At 61.1% G+C, this 17,990-nt stretch carries 17 protein-coding genes; 8 read left to right on the top strand and 9 right to left on the bottom strand.

What is annotated here, in order from left to right; all coding sequences use genetic code 11:
* The 4 genes from hflD to KZO83_RS09880 all read right to left on the bottom strand — a co-directional run bounded on the left by hflD (window position 1) and on the right by KZO83_RS09880 (window position 2,967).
* Complete coding sequence (gene hflD, locus KZO83_RS09865) at window positions 1-645, bottom strand: high frequency lysogenization protein HflD (protein ID WP_040242277.1); 645 nt, start codon at window positions 643-645, stop codon at window positions 1-3.
* Window positions 642-1,796 (bottom strand): tRNA 2-thiouridine(34) synthase MnmA, encoded by a 1,155-nt coding sequence (gene mnmA, locus KZO83_RS09870; RefSeq protein ID WP_247620651.1) that lies wholly within the window; start codon window positions 1,794-1,796, stop codon window positions 642-644. Before mnmA ends, hflD begins: the two co-directional genes overlap by 4 nt.
* Before the next feature lie 131 nt (window positions 1,797-1,927).
* Window positions 1,928-2,377, bottom strand: a complete 450-nt coding sequence (locus tag KZO83_RS09875) for an NUDIX hydrolase (RefSeq protein WP_178999977.1) — start codon at window positions 2,375-2,377, stop codon at window positions 1,928-1,930.
* Complete coding sequence (locus tag KZO83_RS09880; protein ID WP_247620652.1) at window positions 2,374-2,967, bottom strand: pseudouridine synthase; 594 nt, start codon at window positions 2,965-2,967, stop codon at window positions 2,374-2,376. The genes KZO83_RS09875 and KZO83_RS09880 overlap by 4 nt, the downstream gene beginning before the upstream one ends.
* A 225-nt stretch (window positions 2,968-3,192) precedes the next feature.
* Between KZO83_RS09880 and clpS the strand changes: the two genes are divergently transcribed.
* Both clpS and clpA read left to right on the top strand, forming a co-directional pair.
* Window positions 3,193-3,588 (top strand): ATP-dependent Clp protease adapter ClpS, encoded by a 396-nt coding sequence (gene clpS / locus KZO83_RS09885; protein ID WP_178999979.1) that lies wholly within the window; start codon window positions 3,193-3,195, stop codon window positions 3,586-3,588.
* Between the two features lie 111 nt (window positions 3,589-3,699).
* Window positions 3,700-5,961 carry an ATP-dependent Clp protease ATP-binding subunit ClpA gene (gene clpA, locus KZO83_RS09890; RefSeq protein WP_178999980.1) on the top strand — a complete coding sequence of 754 codons (2,262 nt, stop codon included), beginning with the start codon at window positions 3,700-3,702 and terminating at the stop codon, window positions 5,959-5,961.
* A 113-nt stretch (window positions 5,962-6,074) separates the two neighbouring features.
* Here clpA and infA read toward each other — a convergent pair whose 3' ends face one another.
* The 3 genes from infA to aat form a co-directional block, all read right to left on the bottom strand.
* Window positions 6,075-6,293, bottom strand: coding sequence for a translation initiation factor IF-1 (gene infA / locus KZO83_RS09895; RefSeq protein WP_011507732.1), 219 nt, complete (start codon window positions 6,291-6,293; stop codon window positions 6,075-6,077).
* 172 nt (window positions 6,294-6,465) lie between these two features.
* On the bottom strand, window positions 6,466-7,221 hold the full coding sequence (locus tag KZO83_RS09900; RefSeq protein ID WP_075369071.1) for an arginyltransferase: 756 nt from the start codon (window positions 7,219-7,221) through the stop codon (window positions 6,466-6,468).
* The gene (gene aat / locus KZO83_RS09905; protein ID WP_247620653.1) at window positions 7,218-7,943 is read right to left on the bottom strand and encodes a leucyl/phenylalanyl-tRNA--protein transferase; all 726 of its coding nucleotides are present in this window, start codon (window positions 7,941-7,943) and stop codon (window positions 7,218-7,220) included. The genes KZO83_RS09900 and aat overlap by 4 nt, the downstream gene beginning before the upstream one ends.
* Window positions 7,944-8,236: 293 nt before the next feature.
* On the opposite strand from aat, the gene KZO83_RS09910 reads away from it, so the two are divergent.
* From KZO83_RS09910 to KZO83_RS09920, 3 genes are all read left to right on the top strand, one after another.
* Complete coding sequence (locus KZO83_RS09910; RefSeq protein ID WP_418904302.1) at window positions 8,237-11,467, top strand: DNA translocase FtsK; 3,231 nt, start codon at window positions 8,237-8,239, stop codon at window positions 11,465-11,467.
* A gap of 128 nt (window positions 11,468-11,595) precedes the next feature.
* Window positions 11,596-12,222, top strand: coding sequence for an outer membrane lipoprotein periplasmic chaperone LolA (gene lolA, locus KZO83_RS09915; RefSeq protein WP_247620654.1), 627 nt, complete (start codon window positions 11,596-11,598; stop codon window positions 12,220-12,222).
* A gap of 108 nt (window positions 12,223-12,330) precedes the next feature.
* Window positions 12,331-12,636: an MTH1187 family thiamine-binding protein gene (locus KZO83_RS09920; RefSeq protein ID WP_178999984.1), complete on the top strand. Its 306-nt coding sequence runs from the start codon at window positions 12,331-12,333 to the stop codon at window positions 12,634-12,636.
* Between the two features lie 18 nt (window positions 12,637-12,654).
* Here the strand turns inward: KZO83_RS09920 and KZO83_RS09925 are convergent, their stop codons facing one another.
* Entirely contained in the window at window positions 12,655-13,563 is a 909-nt protein-coding gene (locus KZO83_RS09925) for a LysR family transcriptional regulator ArgP (protein WP_247620655.1), read from the bottom strand.
* A 106-nt stretch (window positions 13,564-13,669) separates the two neighbouring features.
* Between KZO83_RS09925 and KZO83_RS09930 the strand changes: the two genes are divergently transcribed.
* From KZO83_RS09930 to KZO83_RS09940, 3 genes are all read left to right on the top strand, one after another.
* Window positions 13,670-14,281 (top strand): LysE/ArgO family amino acid transporter, encoded by a 612-nt coding sequence (locus tag KZO83_RS09930; RefSeq protein WP_247620656.1) that lies wholly within the window; start codon window positions 13,670-13,672, stop codon window positions 14,279-14,281.
* 126 nt (window positions 14,282-14,407) lie between these two features.
* Window positions 14,408-16,219, top strand: coding sequence for an acyl-CoA dehydrogenase C-terminal domain-containing protein (locus KZO83_RS09935; RefSeq protein ID WP_247620657.1), 1,812 nt, complete (start codon window positions 14,408-14,410; stop codon window positions 16,217-16,219).
* 153 nt (window positions 16,220-16,372) lie between these two features.
* Complete coding sequence (locus tag KZO83_RS09940; protein ID WP_178999987.1) at window positions 16,373-17,467, top strand: AI-2E family transporter; 1,095 nt, start codon at window positions 16,373-16,375, stop codon at window positions 17,465-17,467.
* A 79-nt stretch (window positions 17,468-17,546) separates the two neighbouring features.
* Here the strand turns inward: KZO83_RS09940 and trxA are convergent, their stop codons facing one another.
* Entirely contained in the window at window positions 17,547-17,870 is a 324-nt protein-coding gene (trxA, locus tag KZO83_RS09945) for a thioredoxin (protein WP_247620658.1), read from the bottom strand.
* Window positions 17,871-17,990: the final 120 nt, after the last annotated feature.

Consider the following 17,990-nt stretch of genomic DNA (forward strand, 5'->3'; position numbering starts at 1 on the left):
TTAGCGGTCGTCGAGGGCATTGAGTGATTTCTTGATGGACTGACGCTGAAGCAGCAGCTTCCAGCGGCGGCCGCCTTGCTGGTGCCAAAGCAGGGCGAAACGTACGCCCGTCAGCAAAGCAGCTCGCACGCGCTCGGGCATCATCCGGCTTTGCAGCAAGCTGGGGTCGCCTTGTACGACGATGCGGTAACGAAACGTGGACAGCGTGTCCTGATAGAGCTGACCGAGACTGGCGATCACGTTTTCGTGCGTCTCGCCGAAGTGCTTGGCTTGGCCCTGAACGCGCCCCAGACGCTCTCCCAGCGAGGCCAGCATGGCATCGTCCTTGCGCAGCTTCTGCATCAACAGCACCAGCGAGAAGCCGTAACGCATCACGGCGGGGTCGTTGCGCTGGCGATCCATCACCGCGCTGAGGGTGTCGATGCCCAGACGCAGATTGTTGTGATGACCGCCGTAGATCGCCGCGAAGCTTTCTGGATTGGTCTCCAGCGTGGCATGAATCAGCGTATTCCAGGCGCGTTCGTCGCACTGTCCCGTACGGGCCAGCTCGTCGACCACTGCGGCGGCCTGGAAGACGCCCGCAAGGGCCAGTGCCTGGCGGGCGACGGCGCTTTGTGGTGCGCTTTGGATCGGGGTGGGCGTCATGCAGCGTTGTCTCCTTGGCGCGCGTCTCGGTTCCATGTCTCGCGAATGACGCCGCCGCCCAGGCAGATGTCATCTTCGTAGAGCACCAGCGACTGGCCCGGTGTGACGGCGCGCTGGGGATCGTCGAAGAACGCTTCGACACCGCCGTCTTCGAGCACGCGAACCTGACAGGCGACATCTTGCTGGCGATAGCGGGTCTTGGCCTGGAGGCGTACCTCCGGTGCCGGTGGTTGGCCGGCGACCCATTCCACGGGCTCGGTGCTCAGGCTGTCGGTATACAAGAGCGGATGATGCTTGCCCTGCACGGCGATCAACACGTTGCGCTCGAGATCCTTGGCCGCCACGTACCACGGCGCATCGGGATGGTTGGGCAGGCCGCCGATGCCCAGGCCCTGGCGCTGTCCGAGGGTATAGTACATCAGCCCCATGTGCTCGCCGATGACCTCTCCCTCGGGCGTTTCGATCGTGCCAGGCTGTGCGGGCAAGTACTGCTTCAGGAAGTCACCGAAGCGCCGCTCACCGATGAAGCAAATGCCGGTAGAGTCCTTCTTGCGCGCGGTGGCTAGACCATGGCGCTCGGCGATGGCGCGGACCTCGCTTTTCTCCATCTCGCCGACCGGGAACAGCGTGCGCGCGATAGCGACTTCCGGTACGGCGTGCAGGAAGTAGCTCTGGTCCTTGTTGGCATCCAGGCCCTTGAGCAGGCGCACGCGACCGTCACGCTCACCGTTGCGTACGTAATGCCCGGTAGCGATGCGTTCGGCGCCGAGCATCTCGGCGTATTCGAGGAAGACCTTGAACTTGATCTCGCGGTTGCAAAGGATATCCGGGTTGGGTGTCCGGCCGGCCTTGTACTCGGCGAGGAAATGCTCGAAGACGTTATCCCAGTATTCGGCGGCGAAGTTCGCGGTATGTAGCCGGATGCCGAGCTTGTCGCAAACGGCCTGGGCATCGGCAAGGTCGTCCTTGGCGGTGCAGTACTCGGTGCCGTCGTCCTCGTCCCAGTTCTTCATGAACAGGCCTTCGACCTCGTAGCCCTGCTCCAGCAGGACGAGGGCGGTCACGGACGAATCGACGCCGCCGGACATGCCGACGATGACTTTGCACGCGGTAGCGGCCCCCGCAGTGGAGGATTCCGTGGCGTGAGACATGGTCACTCTCGAATGGGTTGAGGATGGATTGATGTTCGGGGCGATATTATACCTGAAATCGGCTTCGTGCTTCGAGCTTGAGCCCTCAGCGCTCGTGAATTGAGCCCTCAGCGCTCGTGAATATTGAACCATCAGCGTTCCTGAATCACATCAAGCGGAAACTGGCGTCCGGCCTTGGCGTTGCGTATGCGCTTTAGCACCAGCGGGCTGCGCAGGCGATGCGAGCGTTCCAGGGCTTCGATCTCGTCGAGCGTCAGCCAGTGCGCGGCGACGATGCCGCTGTCCAGGTCGTTGCCCAGATGGGCGAGGGGGATGCCGACGAAGGCATGACTGTGAAAGGTCAGGTCGTCGGGTGCGGTATAGACGTAAAGCCCCAGATAGCCGGTCAGTGTGATGTGCCAGGCGGCTTCCTCGCGGGTTTCGCGTTCGGCGGCCTGAGTCAGGCGCTCGCCAGGTTCGAGATGGCCGGCGGGCTGGTTGAAGAGGCTGAACGGGCCACCCTTGTCCTCCTCGACGAGTAGGTAACGGCCGGCGCGCTCGACGACGCTGGCAACAGTGACGTGGGGCGTCCAGCGGCTCATCGACGACTCCGGTGGCGCTTATCTGGTGTGCGGGCCTTGGTACGCGGCGCATGCAACGTCTCCTTGCGCCATGCCCCCGGCGCTAGATCGTCGAGGCGCCAGGGGCCGATGGCGACGCGGATCAGGCGCAGCGTGGGGTGACCGACATGTGCGGTCATACGGCGAACCTGTCGGTTTCGGCCTTCGCTGAGGACGATTTCGAGCCAGGCGGTGGGAATGGCTTCGCGGTAGCGTACCGGCGGCTGGCGTGGTGCGATATTGGGTGCCGCGAGGCGCCGCACCTGGGCGGGCCGCGTTGGGCCGTCTTTTAGCGTGATGCCGCTGCGCAGCGCCTTTAGGGTCGTTTCCCCGGGATCGCCTTCGACTTGCACCCAGTAGGTTTTGGGCTGCTTGTGACGCGGATGAGTGATGCGGTGAGCCAGGGCGCCATCATCGGTCAGCAGGAGCAGGCCCTCTGAATCGTAATCGAGACGCCCAGCGGGGTATACCTCGGGGGCGTCGATGACGTTGGCGAGCGTTGCCCTGCCTTGCGTATCGGTAAACTGCGAGAGCATTTGATAAGGTTTATGCAGCAGGTAAAGCGAACTCATGGGCGGTCTCGGATCTTTCGACAAGCAGCGGGGATGGGCAAAGCCTACTCCGCACTCGGGGCGCGATGCCATACTTGCTCCCGCCAGGCGCGAGCTTTTTCATGGCGCCTACCTTGCATCCATGCCCAGCCGGCCGCACATTGAAGAAACCGGAGATAGGCGGCGGTGTTGCCCTTAGGGCGCTTGCCTTGCCTATCCGGCGCGCACTTACGGACATTTCCATCTATGTTTGAATCAGAAAGCCCATTCGTATCTCGAGCGCCTGACACGGCGGTCATCCTTGGCATGACGCGACCGCCCGGTGAGGATCCCCACGAAGACCCGGAGGGCGACGTATCGGTCCAGTCGGCGGACCCGGAGCTGGCCAAACCGCCGATGTACAAGGTCGTGCTGCACAATGATGACTTCACTCCCATGGAGTTCGTCGTCGAGGTGTTGCAAACCTTCTTTGCGTTGGAGCGGGAGAAAGCCGTGCAGATCATGCTTGTCGTGCATACCCATGGCAAAGCGACCTGTGGCATCTTTACCCGTGATATCGCGGAAACCAAATGTCACCAAGTCAACGAGTACGCACGCGAATGCCAGCATCCGTTACTGTGCGATATCGACGAGGCGGACTGAGACGGCACTGCTGCGTTAAATCGTGGTCCAAGGTAGCACTTGCATAACCTCTGTTTGTGCCCGATTGTGAAAGTGCCGACAGACGCCATAGGCGGCTAAAAGGGGATTGCCATGTTGAGCAAAGAACTTGAACTCACCCTGAACACGGCCTTCACCGTGGCGCGCTCCAAGCGCCATGAGTTCATGACCGTGGAACACCTGCTGCTGGCGTTGTTGGACAATGCCTCCGCGGCCGATGTGTTGCGAGCCTGCGGCGCCAATCTCGAAAAGCTGCGCGCCGATCTGCAGGACTTCATCAATTCTACCACCCCTTTGATTCCCGACGACCAGGAAGATCGTGAAACGCAGCCCACGCTGGGCTTCCAGCGCGTACTGCAGCGTGCCGTCTTCCATGTGCAATCCTCGGGGAAATCGGAAGTCACGGGGGCCAACGTCCTGGTCGCGATCTTCTCAGAGCAGGAAAGCCAGGCCGTTTACTTCCTCAAACAACAGAACGTCGCGCGCGTGGATGCGGTGAATTACATCGCGCATGGCATTTCCAAGGTTGCTGGACATGGCCAGTCTCCCTCTTCACATGAAAGTGAAGAGGCCGAGGAGGGCGTGTCTGAGGGTGGCCCCCATCCGTTGACAGGCTATGCCACCAACCTCAATGAACAGGCGCGCCTTGGCAAGATCGATCCGTTGATCGGTCGCGACCATGAGCTGGAGCGCGTGATTCAGATCCTCGCGCGGCGGCGCAAGAACAATCCGTTGCTGGTGGGCGAGGCGGGTGTCGGCAAGACCGCCATCGCCGAAGGCTTGGCCAAGCGCATCGTCGAGGAAGATGTCCCCGATGTGATCAGCGATGGTGTCGTCTACTCGCTGGACATGGGCACCTTGCTGGCCGGCACCAAGTATCGCGGTGACTTCGAGAAGCGGCTCAAGGGGCTGCTGGCCGAGTTGCGCAAACAGCCTAACTCGATCTTGTTCATCGACGAGATTCATACCGTGATCGGTGCCGGCGCCGCATCGGGCGGCGTCATGGATGCCTCCAACCTGCTCAAGCCGCTGCTGTCTTCGGGCGAGCTGCGCTGCATCGGCTCGACCACCTTCCAGGAGTATCGTGGCATCTTCGAAAAGGATCGGGCCCTGGCGCGGCGTTTCCAGAAAGTCGACGTGCCCGAGCCGACGGTGGACGACACCATCCGTATCCTCAAGGGGTTGCGTGGACGCTTCGAAGAACATCACGCACTCAAGTACACCGATGGCGCGTTGGACAGTGCGGTACGCTTGGCGGATCGTTATATCAACGATCGCTTCCTGCCGGACAAGGCCATCGATGTGATCGACGAGGCAGGAGCGCATCAGCGGTTGTTGCCGCCGGAGATGCGCGTCTCGACCATCGATGTCGACCAGGTCGAGGCGGTGGTCGCCTCCATTGCGCGGATTCCGCCGAAAAGCGTCTCCAGCTCGGACCGCACGCTGCTGTCGAATCTCGAGCGTGATCTCAAGATGCTGGTGTTCGGCCAGGATGAAGCCATTACCAGCCTCTCGGCGGCGATCAAGCTATCGCGTGCGGGTCTGAAGTCGCCCGACAAGCCCGTGGGCAGCTTCCTGTTCTCGGGACCGACTGGTGTCGGCAAGACCGAGGTGGCGCGCCAGCTGTCGCAGCTGATGGGCATCGAACTGGTGCGCTTTGACATGTCCGAGTACATGGAACGCCACACGGTATCGCGTCTGATCGGCGCTCCTCCTGGTTATGTGGGATACGACCAAGGCGGCTTGCTGACCGAGGCGATCACCAAACAGCCGCATTGCGTGCTGTTGCTCGACGAGATCGAGAAGGCGCACCCCGAGGTCTTCAACCTGCTGCTGCAGGTCATGGATCATGGCCGCCTGACGGACAATAACGGTCGTGAGGCCGATTTCCGTCACGTGATCGTGATCATGACCTCGAATGCTGGGGCCGAGCAGATCGCGCGTCGCTCCATCGGCTTCCAGACTCAAGATCACTCCACGGATGGCATGGAGGTGCTGCGCAAAACCTTCTCGCCCGAGTTCCGTAATCGCCTGGATGGCATCATCCAGTTCCACGGCCTGGCGCCCTCGGTGGTGCGCAATGTGGTCGACAAGTTCTTGGTCGAACTGCAGGCGCAACTCGACGAAAAACGCGTTCAGTTGGATGTCGACGAATCGGCGCGAGCCTGGCTTGCCGAGGAAGGTTACGATCCGGAAATGGGAGCGCGTCCGATGGCGCGTGTCATCCAGGAGAAGCTCAAGAAGCCGCTTGCCGAGATGATTCTGTTCGGCGACCTCGCCGAGCACGGTGGCGTAGTGTATGTCACCCTCGAGGAAGGCGAGCTACACATGGAGACGGAGGCGGCCGTGGCCTGAGCGATTCCCCAACTCATACCGTAACGCCGCACGCTTCACGCCCTGTCGTCATGACGGGGCGTTTTTCGTGGGCGCAGTAGCAAGCCAGCAGCGCGATCGTGCCGTGGTGTAGCTCAGCGGGCGCGGTAGACGATGCGACCCTTGGAAAGATCGTACGGCGTCAGCTCGACCTTGACCTTGTCGCCGGTCAAGATGCGGATGTAGTTCTTGCGCATCTTGCCGGAGATATGGGCCGTCACGACGTGGCCGTTTTCCAGCTCGACTCGGAACATGGTGTTGGGAAGGGTATCGACCACGACACCTTCCATTTCAATATGGTCTTCACGTGCCATATTAGGCGTTTCCTCGTATTGCGTTGAAAGCTTCTTCGAAAGTGCGCCACGGTTTGCGGCCGTTGCCAGCGCTCATTACGACCGTGGTCAGCATCGGTTTTGAAGATAGCCCGATATTCTGCCGCATGCCGAGGGTTAAGGCAAAAATCATGTGCATGATGTGGCGCTATCGTCATGCAAGAGGCGTGTCGGCTAGAGGGATTCGACGCCGCCAATATCGGCCATCGAGGTATTCTAGAGGCTGAAAATCCTGTTTGTAGCGCATCTTGCGACACTGACGAATCCAGTAGCCGAGATAGACGTGGGGAAGCTCGAGCCGGCGCGCCAGTTCGATCTGATGGAGGATCGAGTAGGTGCCGAGAGAGCGGCGCTCGAATTCCAGACCCGGGTCGAAGAAGGTGTAAATGGCCGATACGCCATGGCTCAGCAGGTCCGTCGCCGCGACGGCAAGCAGTTGGCCTTCCAGACGAAATTCGATCAAGCGTGCGTAAGGGTGATCCAGGGTCAGAAAAGTGCGGTATTGCTCGTGGCTGGGCGGGAACATGTCGCCATCGGCGTGGCGGGTACGAATGTAGCGTGCGTAAAGCGCATAATGTTCTTCGTGAAACGCCGCTGGCCGGATGCGTGTTTCGAGATCGGCATTGCGTGACATCAGCTTGCGCTGCGTGCGAGAGGCCGCGAAGTCTTGCACCGGGATGCGCACCGAAATGCAGGCCCGGCACCCCTCGCAGTGTGGCCTATAGAGATGTCGGCCACTGCGCCGAAAGCCCAGCAACGACAGCGCGTCGTAGACGCCTTGACCGGGCTGTTCCTGAGGGTCCAGAAATAGCGTGGTCGCCTCGCGGTCCGGTAGATAGCTGCATCCATGCGGGACGGTGAGGAAGAAACGCAGATCTCGCGTGAGTTGGGATGGCGTGTTGCTGCTCACGTTGGCTTCGGCTCTTCGACTGGGAAATGGTCGGGCGGAGAGGAAGGCCATAGCATTGGTGATCCGTGGCCCCCTGCATATTGGTCAAGATAGTCGATGAACGATGAGCGGGCGATGCTTCGTGCGCCAAGACTGGCCAGATGGGGCGTATGCACCTGGCAGTCGATCAGTTGCCCGCCGTGTGCCGCCAGATGCCGGGCAAGATGCACCAGCGCCACTTTCGATGCATCGGCGACGCGGCTGAACATCGACTCGCCGAAGAACACGCCACCCAAGGCGATGCCATAAAGCCCACCCACCAAGTCTCCGTCGCGCCACACCTCGACCGAATGCGCGTCGCCTTCGATATGCAAGCGGCAATAGGCGTCGTGCATGGCGGGCGTGATCCAGGTTCCTTCTGTGGCATCGCGCGTGTCGGCGCAGGCCGTGATGACCGCCTTGAAGGCATGATCGAAGGTGATCGTGAAGCCGGCGTTGCGTAAGCGCTTGCCGAGGCTGCGGCGCACGTGGACCTCGTCGGGGAACAATACCAGGCGTGGATCGGGGCTCCACCACAGGATGGGTTCTCCCGGCGCAAACCATGGGAATATGCCGCGTCGATAGGCGCAGCGCAGCCAGTCCGGCGAAAGCTCGCCACCGGCAGCAAGCAGCCCGTCGGGCTCGCGTAACGCTTGTTCGACGGGCGGGAAACCGACCCGGTGAGGAGGTAGCCAAGGCAACATGGGCACGCGTCTCTGCTGATATCGTCCAAGAGGGAGTTTCAGCGTACGTCAGGTGCGGCATCGATAACTACCCGCTTCGCCTTCCGGCCGCGTGGCGTCGCCTTTCCGCGACAACGCGAGGTATGGTTTTTCCCCTGTGACGCAGCGCATGGGGTGGGTATGATGGCAAACCAGAAAAGCCCATCGGTTGAGATGCGAGCCGTTCTCTCGAACGTGAAGGACAAGGACGGCACGCGTCGGGCAGTGTCGGCAATATTAGGTATCGCCATACGTGGCGCAAGGGGGATGGCCACTTGAGTGTCAATGGAAAACGCAACGAGCGCGGACAAACGGCGTCCCAGGCCAAGGAGCAGGCACGCCGGGTCGTGATGCATCTGCAGGGGGTGACGCGCGAAGGCGCGGCCATCGTGCTGCTTGCTATCTGTGTCTTTCTCCTGTTGTCGCTTTTCAGCTATGTGCCTGGCGACCCGGGCTGGTCACACAGTGGCCCCAATCAAACGATCAATAACTGGATGGGCCCCGTCGGAGCGTGGCTGTCGGATGTACTGTATTCGCTATTCGGCGCCAGCGCCCTGTGGTGGCCGGGCATGTTCGGCTTCGCGGCCTGGCGGATGCTGCGTGCGCGGGAAGTGAACATCGCCTGGGACCCGACGGCGCTTTCGGTACGTACCAGTGGTTTGGTGCTGTTGTTGCTGAGTACGACCACTTTGGGGGCGTTGCACTTCTATCATCCCGACAGCGAGCTACCTTACGCGGCGGGCGGTATTCTCGGCGAAGGGCTGGTCGGTGCGTTACAGCCGCTGCTCAATGTGCAAGGCACTACATTGGTGTCGCTGGTCGCTTTCATGTGCGGTTTTACCCTGTTTACCGGCATGACCTGGTTGGCGGTCATGGATGAACTGGGGCGTGGCATGTATCGCCTGCTGGCGTGGAGTATCGACAAGTGGCGCGGCAGTCGGCAGCGTTCAGCCCAGCGGCGTGAGACCTACGACGATGACGACATGGATGCCGCCGAGGCTGATGCGCCATTGGAGGAGGATGAGGCGCCGGCAGACGAGAAAAAACGCCCCTCGTGGTGGCAGCGCTGGCGCGCGTCACGGCGCGCCCCGCAATTGGCAGGTGCGACCTCTGAGCCATCGTATGCAACGGCCAGTGAGCGCCGTGTGGAACCGTCCTTCGAGACCACCGAGCCCACGCTTGAAACCTCTGCTTGGCGTAATGATGGCAAAACCGATATCCCCTGGGATGTTCCTGAGCATACGCCCTCCGCCAAGCGCCCGGATGCCGCCTATACGGCCCGCCAACGTGCCGATGACGAGCGGGCCGGCTTCGCCGCCTCGGGTGCACCACAGCGCGATGCGGCCACTACCACAGCGCCGCATGACCGCTCTCGCAACGAGCGTGGCGAGAGCGAGAAACCTCGCCCCACGGAGCATGCCTCCGATGAGCCTGACGTGACGTCTCAGACGCCGTCCCAAGCGGATACGAGCTCTGCGGCCTCGATGCGCGCCGATGTTACCCGACGGCGTGTTCCTGAACCCATCCCGGAGCCGCTGACCGCTGACGACGATGACGACGTTCCGCTCGGTGATTGGGGCATCCAGGTCCGCCGCGACGATGATGACGTCGGAACGGCGCCCCCCGCCACGTCAGCACGCGAGCCGGATGACGCTTCGACGACGGCGTCCGAGGATGCCACGTCGCCGGAACCCGCGCCCGAGGCGCCGTCGGAGCCGCCACGCCCCCGCATCAGCTGGGACGACGAAGCCCCGGAAGCACGCTCATCGGCACCGGCCTCGGCGCCGCCCGAGCCCGAGGTGCCGGATGCGCCTTCGGAGGATATGTCACGGTCAGCGCCGCGTGGCCAGGTAGAAAGCGCCCCCGGGGAAGCGCCCGACGTGCGCACGGCCGAGCCGTCGGCGAGCGAGCCGGAAGGCGATGATGAGGCTCCGGCATTGTGGACGGTGGAGCATCTGCAGAATCAGCGTCCCGAGACCGTGCCGTCGACCGAGCCCGAGGGGGCGTTGCCCACGTTGCGGCTGTTGACGCCGACCGGTGAGCAAAAACCCAATTATACCGATGAGCAGTTGGCGGACATGGCCGAGCTGCTGGAAACGCGGCTGCGTGAGTATGGTGTCAAGGCAGAGGTCGTCGACACCTGGCCGGGCCCGGTCATCACCCGTTTCGAGATCAAGCCCGCCGCTGGGGTCAAAGTCTCCAAGATCAGCAATCTATCGAAGGACCTGGCGCGTTCGCTGATGGTCAAGAGCGTACGCGTGGTGGAGATCATCCCTGGGCGTCCCACGGTAGGGATCGAAATCCCCAACCCTAACCGCGCCATGATTCGGCTGCGCGAAGTACTGGACTCGGATGTCTACCAGCAGGCCGATTCGCCGGTCACTATGGGACTGGGGCAGGATATCGGCGGTAATCCCGTGGTCACCAATCTCAATAAGATGCCACACCTGCTGGTGGCCGGGACCACGGGGTCGGGCAAGTCGGTGGGCGTCAATGCCATGCTCATCTCGATGTTGCTCAAGGCGACGCCGGATGAAGTGCGCATGATCATGGTCGATCCCAAGATGCTGGAACTGTCGGTCTACGACGGCATCCCGCATCTGTTGGCGCCGGTGGTTACCGACATGAAGGAAGCCGCCAACGCATTGCGCTGGTGCGTGGCCGAGATGGAGCGTCGCTACAAGCTGATGGCAGCGATGGGGGTGCGCAACCTGGCCGGCTTCAACGCTAAGCTCGATGAGGCCGAACGCCATGGCGCCCAGGTTGCCGATCCGCTATGGGAGCCGCAGCCGTGGGAAATGCATCAGCAGCCCCCGGTACTAGAGAAGTTGCCGTACATCGTGGTCGTGATCGACGAATTCGCCGACATGTTCATGATCGTCGGCAAAAAAGTCGAAGAGCTGATCGCCCGGCTGGCGCAAAAAGCTCGTGCTGCGGGGATCCATTTGATCCTTGCCACTCAGCGTCCCTCGGTCGATGTGGTCACCGGCCTGATCAAGGCGAATATTCCGACGCGGATGGCGTTCCAAGTCTCCTCCAAGGTCGATTCGCGCACCATTCTCGACCAAGGCGGAGCGGAGAACCTGCTCGGCCACGGCGACATGCTTTATCTACCGGCCGGCGCCGGCATGCCGACGCGTGTGCATGGGGCCTTCGTCGACGACGATGAAGTGCACCGTATCGTCGAGGACTGGAAACGGCGCGGCGAACCGGAATACGTCGATGAGATCCTTTCGGGAGGCGTCTCGGCCGATGCCTTGACTGGGCTCGAGGCGGAAGGTGGCGATGGTGACGACCCGGAGCGAGACGCGCTCTACGATGAAGCCGTGCAGTTCGTCACCGAGTCACGTCGTGCCTCGATCTCGGCGGTGCAGCGCCGCTTCAAGATTGGCTATAACCGGGCTGCACGCCTGGTCGAGACCATGGAGTCGGCAGGCGTCGTGTCGTCGATGGGCACCAACGGGGCCCGCGAAGTGCTGGCATCGCCACCTGCCGCCGATCATTGAGCGGCACAAGCGCTCCTAGAGGCCAGTAAAAAGTGCAAAGACGGTGAACGTTGCCTCGTGCGTTGCAACTTTTTCGTCCGAGGTGGCGTCACACCGTGTAACGCAGGATGAGGAAACAAGGAGTGGTAATGAAAACATTCAAGCTGGCCTTGGCCTTGGGCGCGGCATTGGCGTTTCCGAGTATGGCGCAAGCGGATGGTGTGGAACGTTTGACGAACTTGTTGGAGCCGCTGGACAGCTATTCGGCGGATTTCGAACAGCAGATCCTCGATGGTAGCGGCCAGCGCCTGCAGAAGGTCGAAGGCCATATGTGGTTGTCCCGTCCCGGCAAGTTCCACTGGGAAGTCGACGCGCCGTATCAGCAGGTCGTGGTCTCCGACGGTGACAAGGTGTACCTCTACGACCCCGATCTGCAACAGGTCAGTGTTCGCCCGCTCGATACGCGGGTGACACATACGCCAGCATTGTTGCTTTCGGGAAGCGCCGAGGCATTGACCGAAAACTATGAGGTAACGAGCCGCCAAGAATCCGGCATCGAAACCTTCACGCTCATACCCAAGTCGCCCGACACGTTGTTCGAGAGCCTCGAGCTTACCTTCGAGGATGATCGCCTGGAGGGGTTGCAGATGGAAGACAGCACCGGACAGCGTACCGCGATCAACTTCGATGACATCGACGTCAACGACGACATTTCGGACTCGCGTTTCGAATTCGAGATTCCCGACGGGGCCGACGTCATCCGCGAAGGCGGTTGATCGGCGCCGTCTACTGATGCGCCAGGCCCACGTGGCCTGGCGTTTTGCGTTTCAGAGCAGGCTTGCCGAGAGTTACCGAGGCGAGCGTCAAGACGAGGAGGAAGTGCTATGCATGTCATCGTCGATCTATGCGTCGTGCCGTTGGGCGTTGGCGTTTCGGTGGGGGAGCACGTCGCGGCCTGTCAGCGCGTTATCGAGGCCTCAGGGCTCGAGTACCGCATGCATGCCTACGGTACCAACATCGAGGGCCCGTGGGATGACGTCATGGTGGTGGTCAAGGCGTGCCATCAGCGCGTGCACGAAATGGGCGCGCCACGCATTACCACGACGCTGAAGATGGGCACGCGCACCGATCGCGAGCAGCACATGGATGACAAGGTGGCCAGCGTCGAGCGGCACCTACAGTCGCCCTGATTGGGACCATTAGGCCGTCTAGAGCAGGGGGTGAGACTGCGGTGAGGGCGGCATGAGCCAAGCGCTGCTCATGTCGAGCAAGTGTGTAGTCAAGGCATCCAATGTGTCGCCGCCGTGGCGCCAATGATGCCAGTACAGCGGCACATCGATGTAGCTGTCCGCGTCGAGATCGACCAGACGCCCCTCGCGTCGTTCGCGCTCCACCTGCCGCTCGGGAATCAATCCGTAGCCCATACCGGCCAGGGCCAGATGCACGAAGCCTTCCGAGGACGGGCATAGATGGTGTGGAAATGATTCCTTATATCCCCGCATCTCCAGGTAACGATGCTGAAGGCGATCATCAGGCCCGAATACGATGGCCGGCGCTTTGCGCAAGGCATCGTGCGTCAGCCCTTCGCTGAAATGGCGTGACACGTAGCCGGGGCTGGCGATGGCACGGTAGCGCATGCTGCCCAGGGCGTGCGCGCGGGCCCCTTGAACGGGGCGCGGCGTGGCGCAGATGCAGCCAGCAACCTCGCCATCGCGCATGCGCTTGAGTGCGACATCCTGATCCTCGACGATCAAGTCCAATAAAACGCCTTGGCGTCGGCAGAAGTCGCCGGTGGTCGGCGACCACCAGGTGGCCAGGCTGTCGGCATTGATGGCCAGGCGCAGGCGTTGCTCGCGCTCTCCCAATGCCGGGATCTGGTCGAGCAGATCATGCTCGAGCAGCCGAACTTGTTGCACGTGATTGAGAAGCCGCCGACCCAGCGGTGTCGGAGCAAGCTTGGGCGTGCGTACTAGCACCGGTTGGCCGAGGCGCGCTTCCAACAATTTGATGCGTTGCGAGACAGCCGACTGAGTGAGCCCCAGATAATGCGCCCCGCGTTCGAATCCTCCTTGGTCGACCACGACGGCCAGTGCTTCGAGCAGTTTGTAATCAAGCATCAGTAAACGTTATCACCCATTCCTTGAATTAATTTAACTTATTCTCGTAGTCAAGCGTATTCTGCGTCACTTATCAATGTATCCCGGGTGAAAAGAGGGGACGGATATGTGGGGTTCTTGGCTCAATGGTCTGTTCGTGGGGGCGGGGTTGATCATTGCCATCGGCGCGCAGAATGCGTTCGTACTTCAACGCGGGCTAACGCATGAATACCCCTGGTGGGTGGCGACCGTCTGTGCATTGTGCGATCTGATGCTAATCGGTGCGGGCGTGCTAGGGCTGGGGGCTTTGCTAACGTCGCATTCGGTGCTCATGCAAGTAGCGCGCTGGGGCGGAGTAGCGTTCTTATGTTGGCAGGCGTGGCAGGCCTGGCGTCGTGTGCGTCGTCCTTCCTCGCTAAAGGCCGGCGGTGAGACACGACCTCGCCTGTGGGGTGTGTTGATGGCAACGCTGGCCGTGACCCTGCTCAATCCGCATGTGTATCTGGATACGGTGATCATGCTCGGCGCCATCGGCGCCCAACAAGCCGTGCCCGAAGCCTTCGTGGGTGGCGCGGCCATGGCTTCGTTGGGATGGTTCTTCGGGCTCGTGGGGGGCGCGAGCTGGTTGGCACCGCGTCTGGCCAACCCGCGTGCTTGGCAGATCATTGAGGGCGGCATCTGCGTCATACTGCTATTAGTGGCATGGCAACTGGCCACGGCGCCATTGGGAGCTGCCTGAGCTTGCTACCAATGTCATCCCATAAGATTCAAACGAACGCTTGACTTGGTCGTTGTCGGCGCTTAATTTCAAACGCATGTTTGATATCCTCGGGACACCTGCCCCGTACCGTTCAGGAGCTTCAAGATGCCCAGTTACCAGGCGCCGCTACGCGATTTTCGTTTCGTGATGGACGAGGTTCTCGACTATCCGCGTCATTATGCCCAGTTGCCCCAGGCCGAAGAGATCACCCCGGATGTGGTGAGTGCGATCTTGGAAGAGGGCGCACGCTTTACACGCGAGGTGTTACTGCCGCTCAATCAGACTGGCGACGAGCAGGGTTGTCGACTGGAAGGTGGCGAGGTGCTGACGCCTGCGGGATTCAAAGAGGCCTATGCCCAGTACGTGGCAGGCGGCTGGCCGAGTCTATCAGGCGATACGGCGTATCACGGTCAAGGATTGCCGACGTCACTCGGCATGATGCTCTCGGAGATGGTGTGTTCGACCAATTTGGCGTGGGGCATGTACCCAGGGCTTTCCCAGGGCGCCGCCGATGCGCTTCGTCATCATGGTAGCGACGAGCAGAAGGCGCAGTATCTGACCAAGCTCAATGACGGCACCTGGACGGGCTCCATGTGCCTGACCGAGCCGCAATGCGGTACCGACCTGGGCCTGATCAAGACCCGGGCGCGTCCCGACGAGGCGGGTGGTTATCTCATCACCGGGACCAAGATATTCATCTCCGCGGGCGAGCATGACCTGGCCGAGAACATCGTGCACCTGGTTCTGGCCAAACTGCCCGACGCACCGGAGGGCACCAAGGGGATCTCCCTATTCGTGGTGCCCAAGTACCTGCCCGATGCCGAGGGCGAAGTCGGTGAACGCAATGCCGTGAGTTGCGGCGCCCTTGAGCACAAGATGGGCATTCACGGCAACGCTACTTGCGTGATGAACTTCGATGGTGCGCGCGGATATCTCGTCGGCAAACCCCATAAGGGGCTGGCCTGCATGTTCACCATGATGAACGTGGCGCGTATCGGTGTTGGCATCCAGGGACTGGGGCTGATAGAGGTAAGCTTTCAGAATGCCTTGGCCTACGCCCGCGATCGCCTACAGATGCGTGCATTGTCCGGCACGCGGGAAGCGGACAAGCCAGCCGATCCCATCATCTCGCATCCCGATGTGCGCCGCATGTTGTTGACCCAGAAGGCGTTTGCCGAGGGTGGTCGCATGCTGGTGCTGCATGCCGCGCAACTAGCGGATCGCGTGGAATGCGCGACCGACGCCGCCGAGCGCGAAGCGGCTGAAACCGAATTGGGATTGCTGACGCCCATCGTCAAGGCATTCTTGACCGAGGTAGGTTTCGAGGCCACCAATGAGGGCGTGCAAGTCTTTGGGGGGCACGGCTACATCCGCGAATGGGGCATGGAACAGTATGTGCGCGATGCCCGCATCACGCGGCTTTACGAAGGCACCACAGGTATCCAGGCACTGGATCTATTGGGGCGTAAGGTGTTGATGAGTCAAGGGGAAGCACTCAAGCCCTTCACCAAGCAGATCCACAAGTTCTGTCAGGCTCAAGAGGGCGATGACGCCATGGCGGAGTTCGTCACCCCCTTGGCGAAGCTCAACGCAGAGTGGGGTGATCTGACCATGGCAGTCGGCATGAAGGCCATGCAGGACCGTGAGGAAGTGGGCGCCGCGAGTGTCGATTATCTGATGTATGCCGGCTATGTCACTCTGGCGTTCTTCTGGGCCCGCGCGGCACAGGCGGCGCATCAGTCCCTGGCCGGTAACCCCGACGACGCGGCGTTTTACCGTGCCAAGCTCGATACCGCTCGCTTCTATTTCCAGCGTCTGTTGCCGCGTACCCGCGCGCATGCCGAGATGATACGCGCCGGTGGTGAGACGTTGATGGCCATGCAGGCTGAGGACTTTGGGCACGGTTTCGACATTTGATCGGGCCTTGAGCTTGCGCAACTGAATGATGCGTGGCGGACCGGAGCGTGTCGGGTCCGCCTTTTAGTCTCTCGTGGCGGGGAGTGGCGTTTGTGCAAGTAACCCCTGCCAGGCAGAATAGGGCCTTGGTTTCGTCAAGGATGCGAACGCCCCATGCCCCCCGGACACGACCCCGGTTCACAGAACCTACCTCTCAACTTGATGCTGACCCTGGCGTCTTTGGTGATCATCGTTGGCGGCATGCAGGCAGGCGCCGACTTGCTGATTCCCATACTGCTATCACTGTTCATCGCCGTGATCTGCACATCACCGGTGCATTGGCTGCATGAGCGCGGCTTGGGCATGCGGCTTTCGGTATTGGCCACGTTGCTGATACTCGGCGTGTTGATGACCTTGTTGGGTGCACTTCTCGGCAACAGTTTCACGACCTTCATGGACGCCTTGCCCAAGCTTCAGGATCAGCTGCAAGAGCACTACCTGGCCGTGCTGCGATGGCTGGCGGGGCAGGGGATCTCCATTGATCCCAAAGGCGTCTCCGAGCTTCTCGATGCCTCTCGGGCGACCGATTGGGTTCCCGTATTCCTTGGCAGTGTGGGTAATCTGCTCTCACAGAGCGTTGTGATCATGCTGTTGGTGATCTTCATGCTGTTCGAGACATTGGAGTTCCGCAACAAGGTCTCGCAAGCTTTGCTCAACCCGGCGCCGAGCCTACAGCGTTTCACCGAGTTCAGTCGCAATCTCAAACGTTACCTGGCCATCAAGACGGTGATCAGTTTGGTGACCGGCGTACTGGTGTGGGGCACGTGTATGTTGATCGGTGTCGACTTCGCGCTGTTGTGGGGAACCTTGGCGTTCTGTCTCAACTATATCCCCAATATCGGCTCGGCCTTGGCGGCCGTTCCTGCCGTGCTCTTGACCTTGGCGATGCCGGAAGGCGGTCCCTTCAAGGCCATGCTGCTGGCGGGTGCCTATCTGGCGATCAACTTCCTCATGGGAAATATCATCGAGCCCCGGGTCATGGGACGCACGATGGGACTTTCAACGTTGGTGGCGTTCTTGTCGCTGGTGGTATGGGGATGGATCTTCGGGCCGGTGGGCATGTTGCTCTCGGTGCCGCTGACCATGACGCTCAAGATTGCCCTGGATAGTCATCCTGAAACGCGTTGGTTAGCGAAATTACTGAGCCCTTCTGAACGTGTGCGGCGCCGTCGTGCCGAGATGATACCTCCGGAGCCACCTCCCGAATAGTTTACGCCTCGATACCCACCCCATAACGACAAACGCCCCGCACGAGCGGGGCGTTTGTCAGCATTCTTCGACGGGACGATCAGGCGTTCTGATCGATGAACTGCGTCAACTGTGACTTGGACTGTGCGCCGACCAAAGAGGCCACCTTGGCGCCGGATTTGAACATCATCACGGTCGGGACACCACGCACGCCTTGCTCGGCGGCGATTTCCGGTGCGTCGTCGACATTAATGCTGACGACCTTGATACCACCGGCTTTCTCATCGGCGACTTCATCGACCACAGGAGCCATCATCTTGCAGGGGCCGCACCACGGCGCCCAGAACTTGAGCAGTACGGGCTGTTCGGCGTTGACGACTTCCTGCTCGAAGTTAGCGGAGGTGACATCGACATTATTAGCCATTACGAATCTCTCCAGTATTCCGTTGCGCTTTTGCGAGCGTAGATGAGGCGATGGTAGCCGCTGACCATGGCCCTGGCAAATGCCCCATCGGTATGGTGACAATAGCATCAGCCTATCATG

The sequence above is a fragment of the Chromohalobacter moromii genome (assembly GCF_023091865.1).
GTDB lineage: Bacteria > Pseudomonadota > Gammaproteobacteria > Pseudomonadales > Halomonadaceae > Chromohalobacter > Chromohalobacter moromii.

Bases quoted from the DNA above. Each gene is read 5' to 3' on its own strand.
- hflD (WP_040242277.1), bottom strand. From the start codon at position 645: ATGACGCCCACCCCGATCCAAAGCGCACCACAAAGCGCCGTCGCCCGC.
- mnmA (WP_247620651.1), bottom strand. From the start codon at position 1,796: ATGTCTCACGCCACGGAATCCTCCACTGCGGGGGCCGCTACCGCGTGC.
- KZO83_RS09875 (WP_178999977.1), bottom strand. From the start codon at position 2,377: ATGAGCCGCTGGACGCCCCACGTCACTGTTGCCAGCGTCGTCGAGCGC.
- KZO83_RS09880 (WP_247620652.1), bottom strand. From the start codon at position 2,967: ATGAGTTCGCTTTACCTGCTGCATAAACCTTATCAAATGCTCTCGCAG.
- clpS (WP_178999979.1), top strand. From the start codon at position 3,193: ATGTTTGAATCAGAAAGCCCATTCGTATCTCGAGCGCCTGACACGGCG.
- clpA (WP_178999980.1), top strand. From the start codon at position 3,700: ATGTTGAGCAAAGAACTTGAACTCACCCTGAACACGGCCTTCACCGTG.
- infA (WP_011507732.1), bottom strand. From the start codon at position 6,293: ATGGCACGTGAAGACCATATTGAAATGGAAGGTGTCGTGGTCGATACC.
- aat (WP_247620653.1), bottom strand. From the start codon at position 7,943: ATGTTGCCTTGGCTACCTCCTCACCGGGTCGGTTTCCCGCCCGTCGAA.
- lolA (WP_247620654.1), top strand. From the start codon at position 11,596: ATGAAAACATTCAAGCTGGCCTTGGCCTTGGGCGCGGCATTGGCGTTT.
- KZO83_RS09920 (WP_178999984.1), top strand. From the start codon at position 12,331: ATGCATGTCATCGTCGATCTATGCGTCGTGCCGTTGGGCGTTGGCGTT.
- KZO83_RS09925 (WP_247620655.1), bottom strand. From the start codon at position 13,563: ATGCTTGATTACAAACTGCTCGAAGCACTGGCCGTCGTGGTCGACCAA.
- KZO83_RS09930 (WP_247620656.1), top strand. From the start codon at position 13,670: ATGTGGGGTTCTTGGCTCAATGGTCTGTTCGTGGGGGCGGGGTTGATC.
- KZO83_RS09935 (WP_247620657.1), top strand. From the start codon at position 14,408: ATGCCCAGTTACCAGGCGCCGCTACGCGATTTTCGTTTCGTGATGGAC.
- KZO83_RS09940 (WP_178999987.1), top strand. From the start codon at position 16,373: ATGCCCCCCGGACACGACCCCGGTTCACAGAACCTACCTCTCAACTTG.
- trxA (WP_247620658.1), bottom strand. From the start codon at position 17,870: ATGGCTAATAATGTCGATGTCACCTCCGCTAACTTCGAGCAGGAAGTC.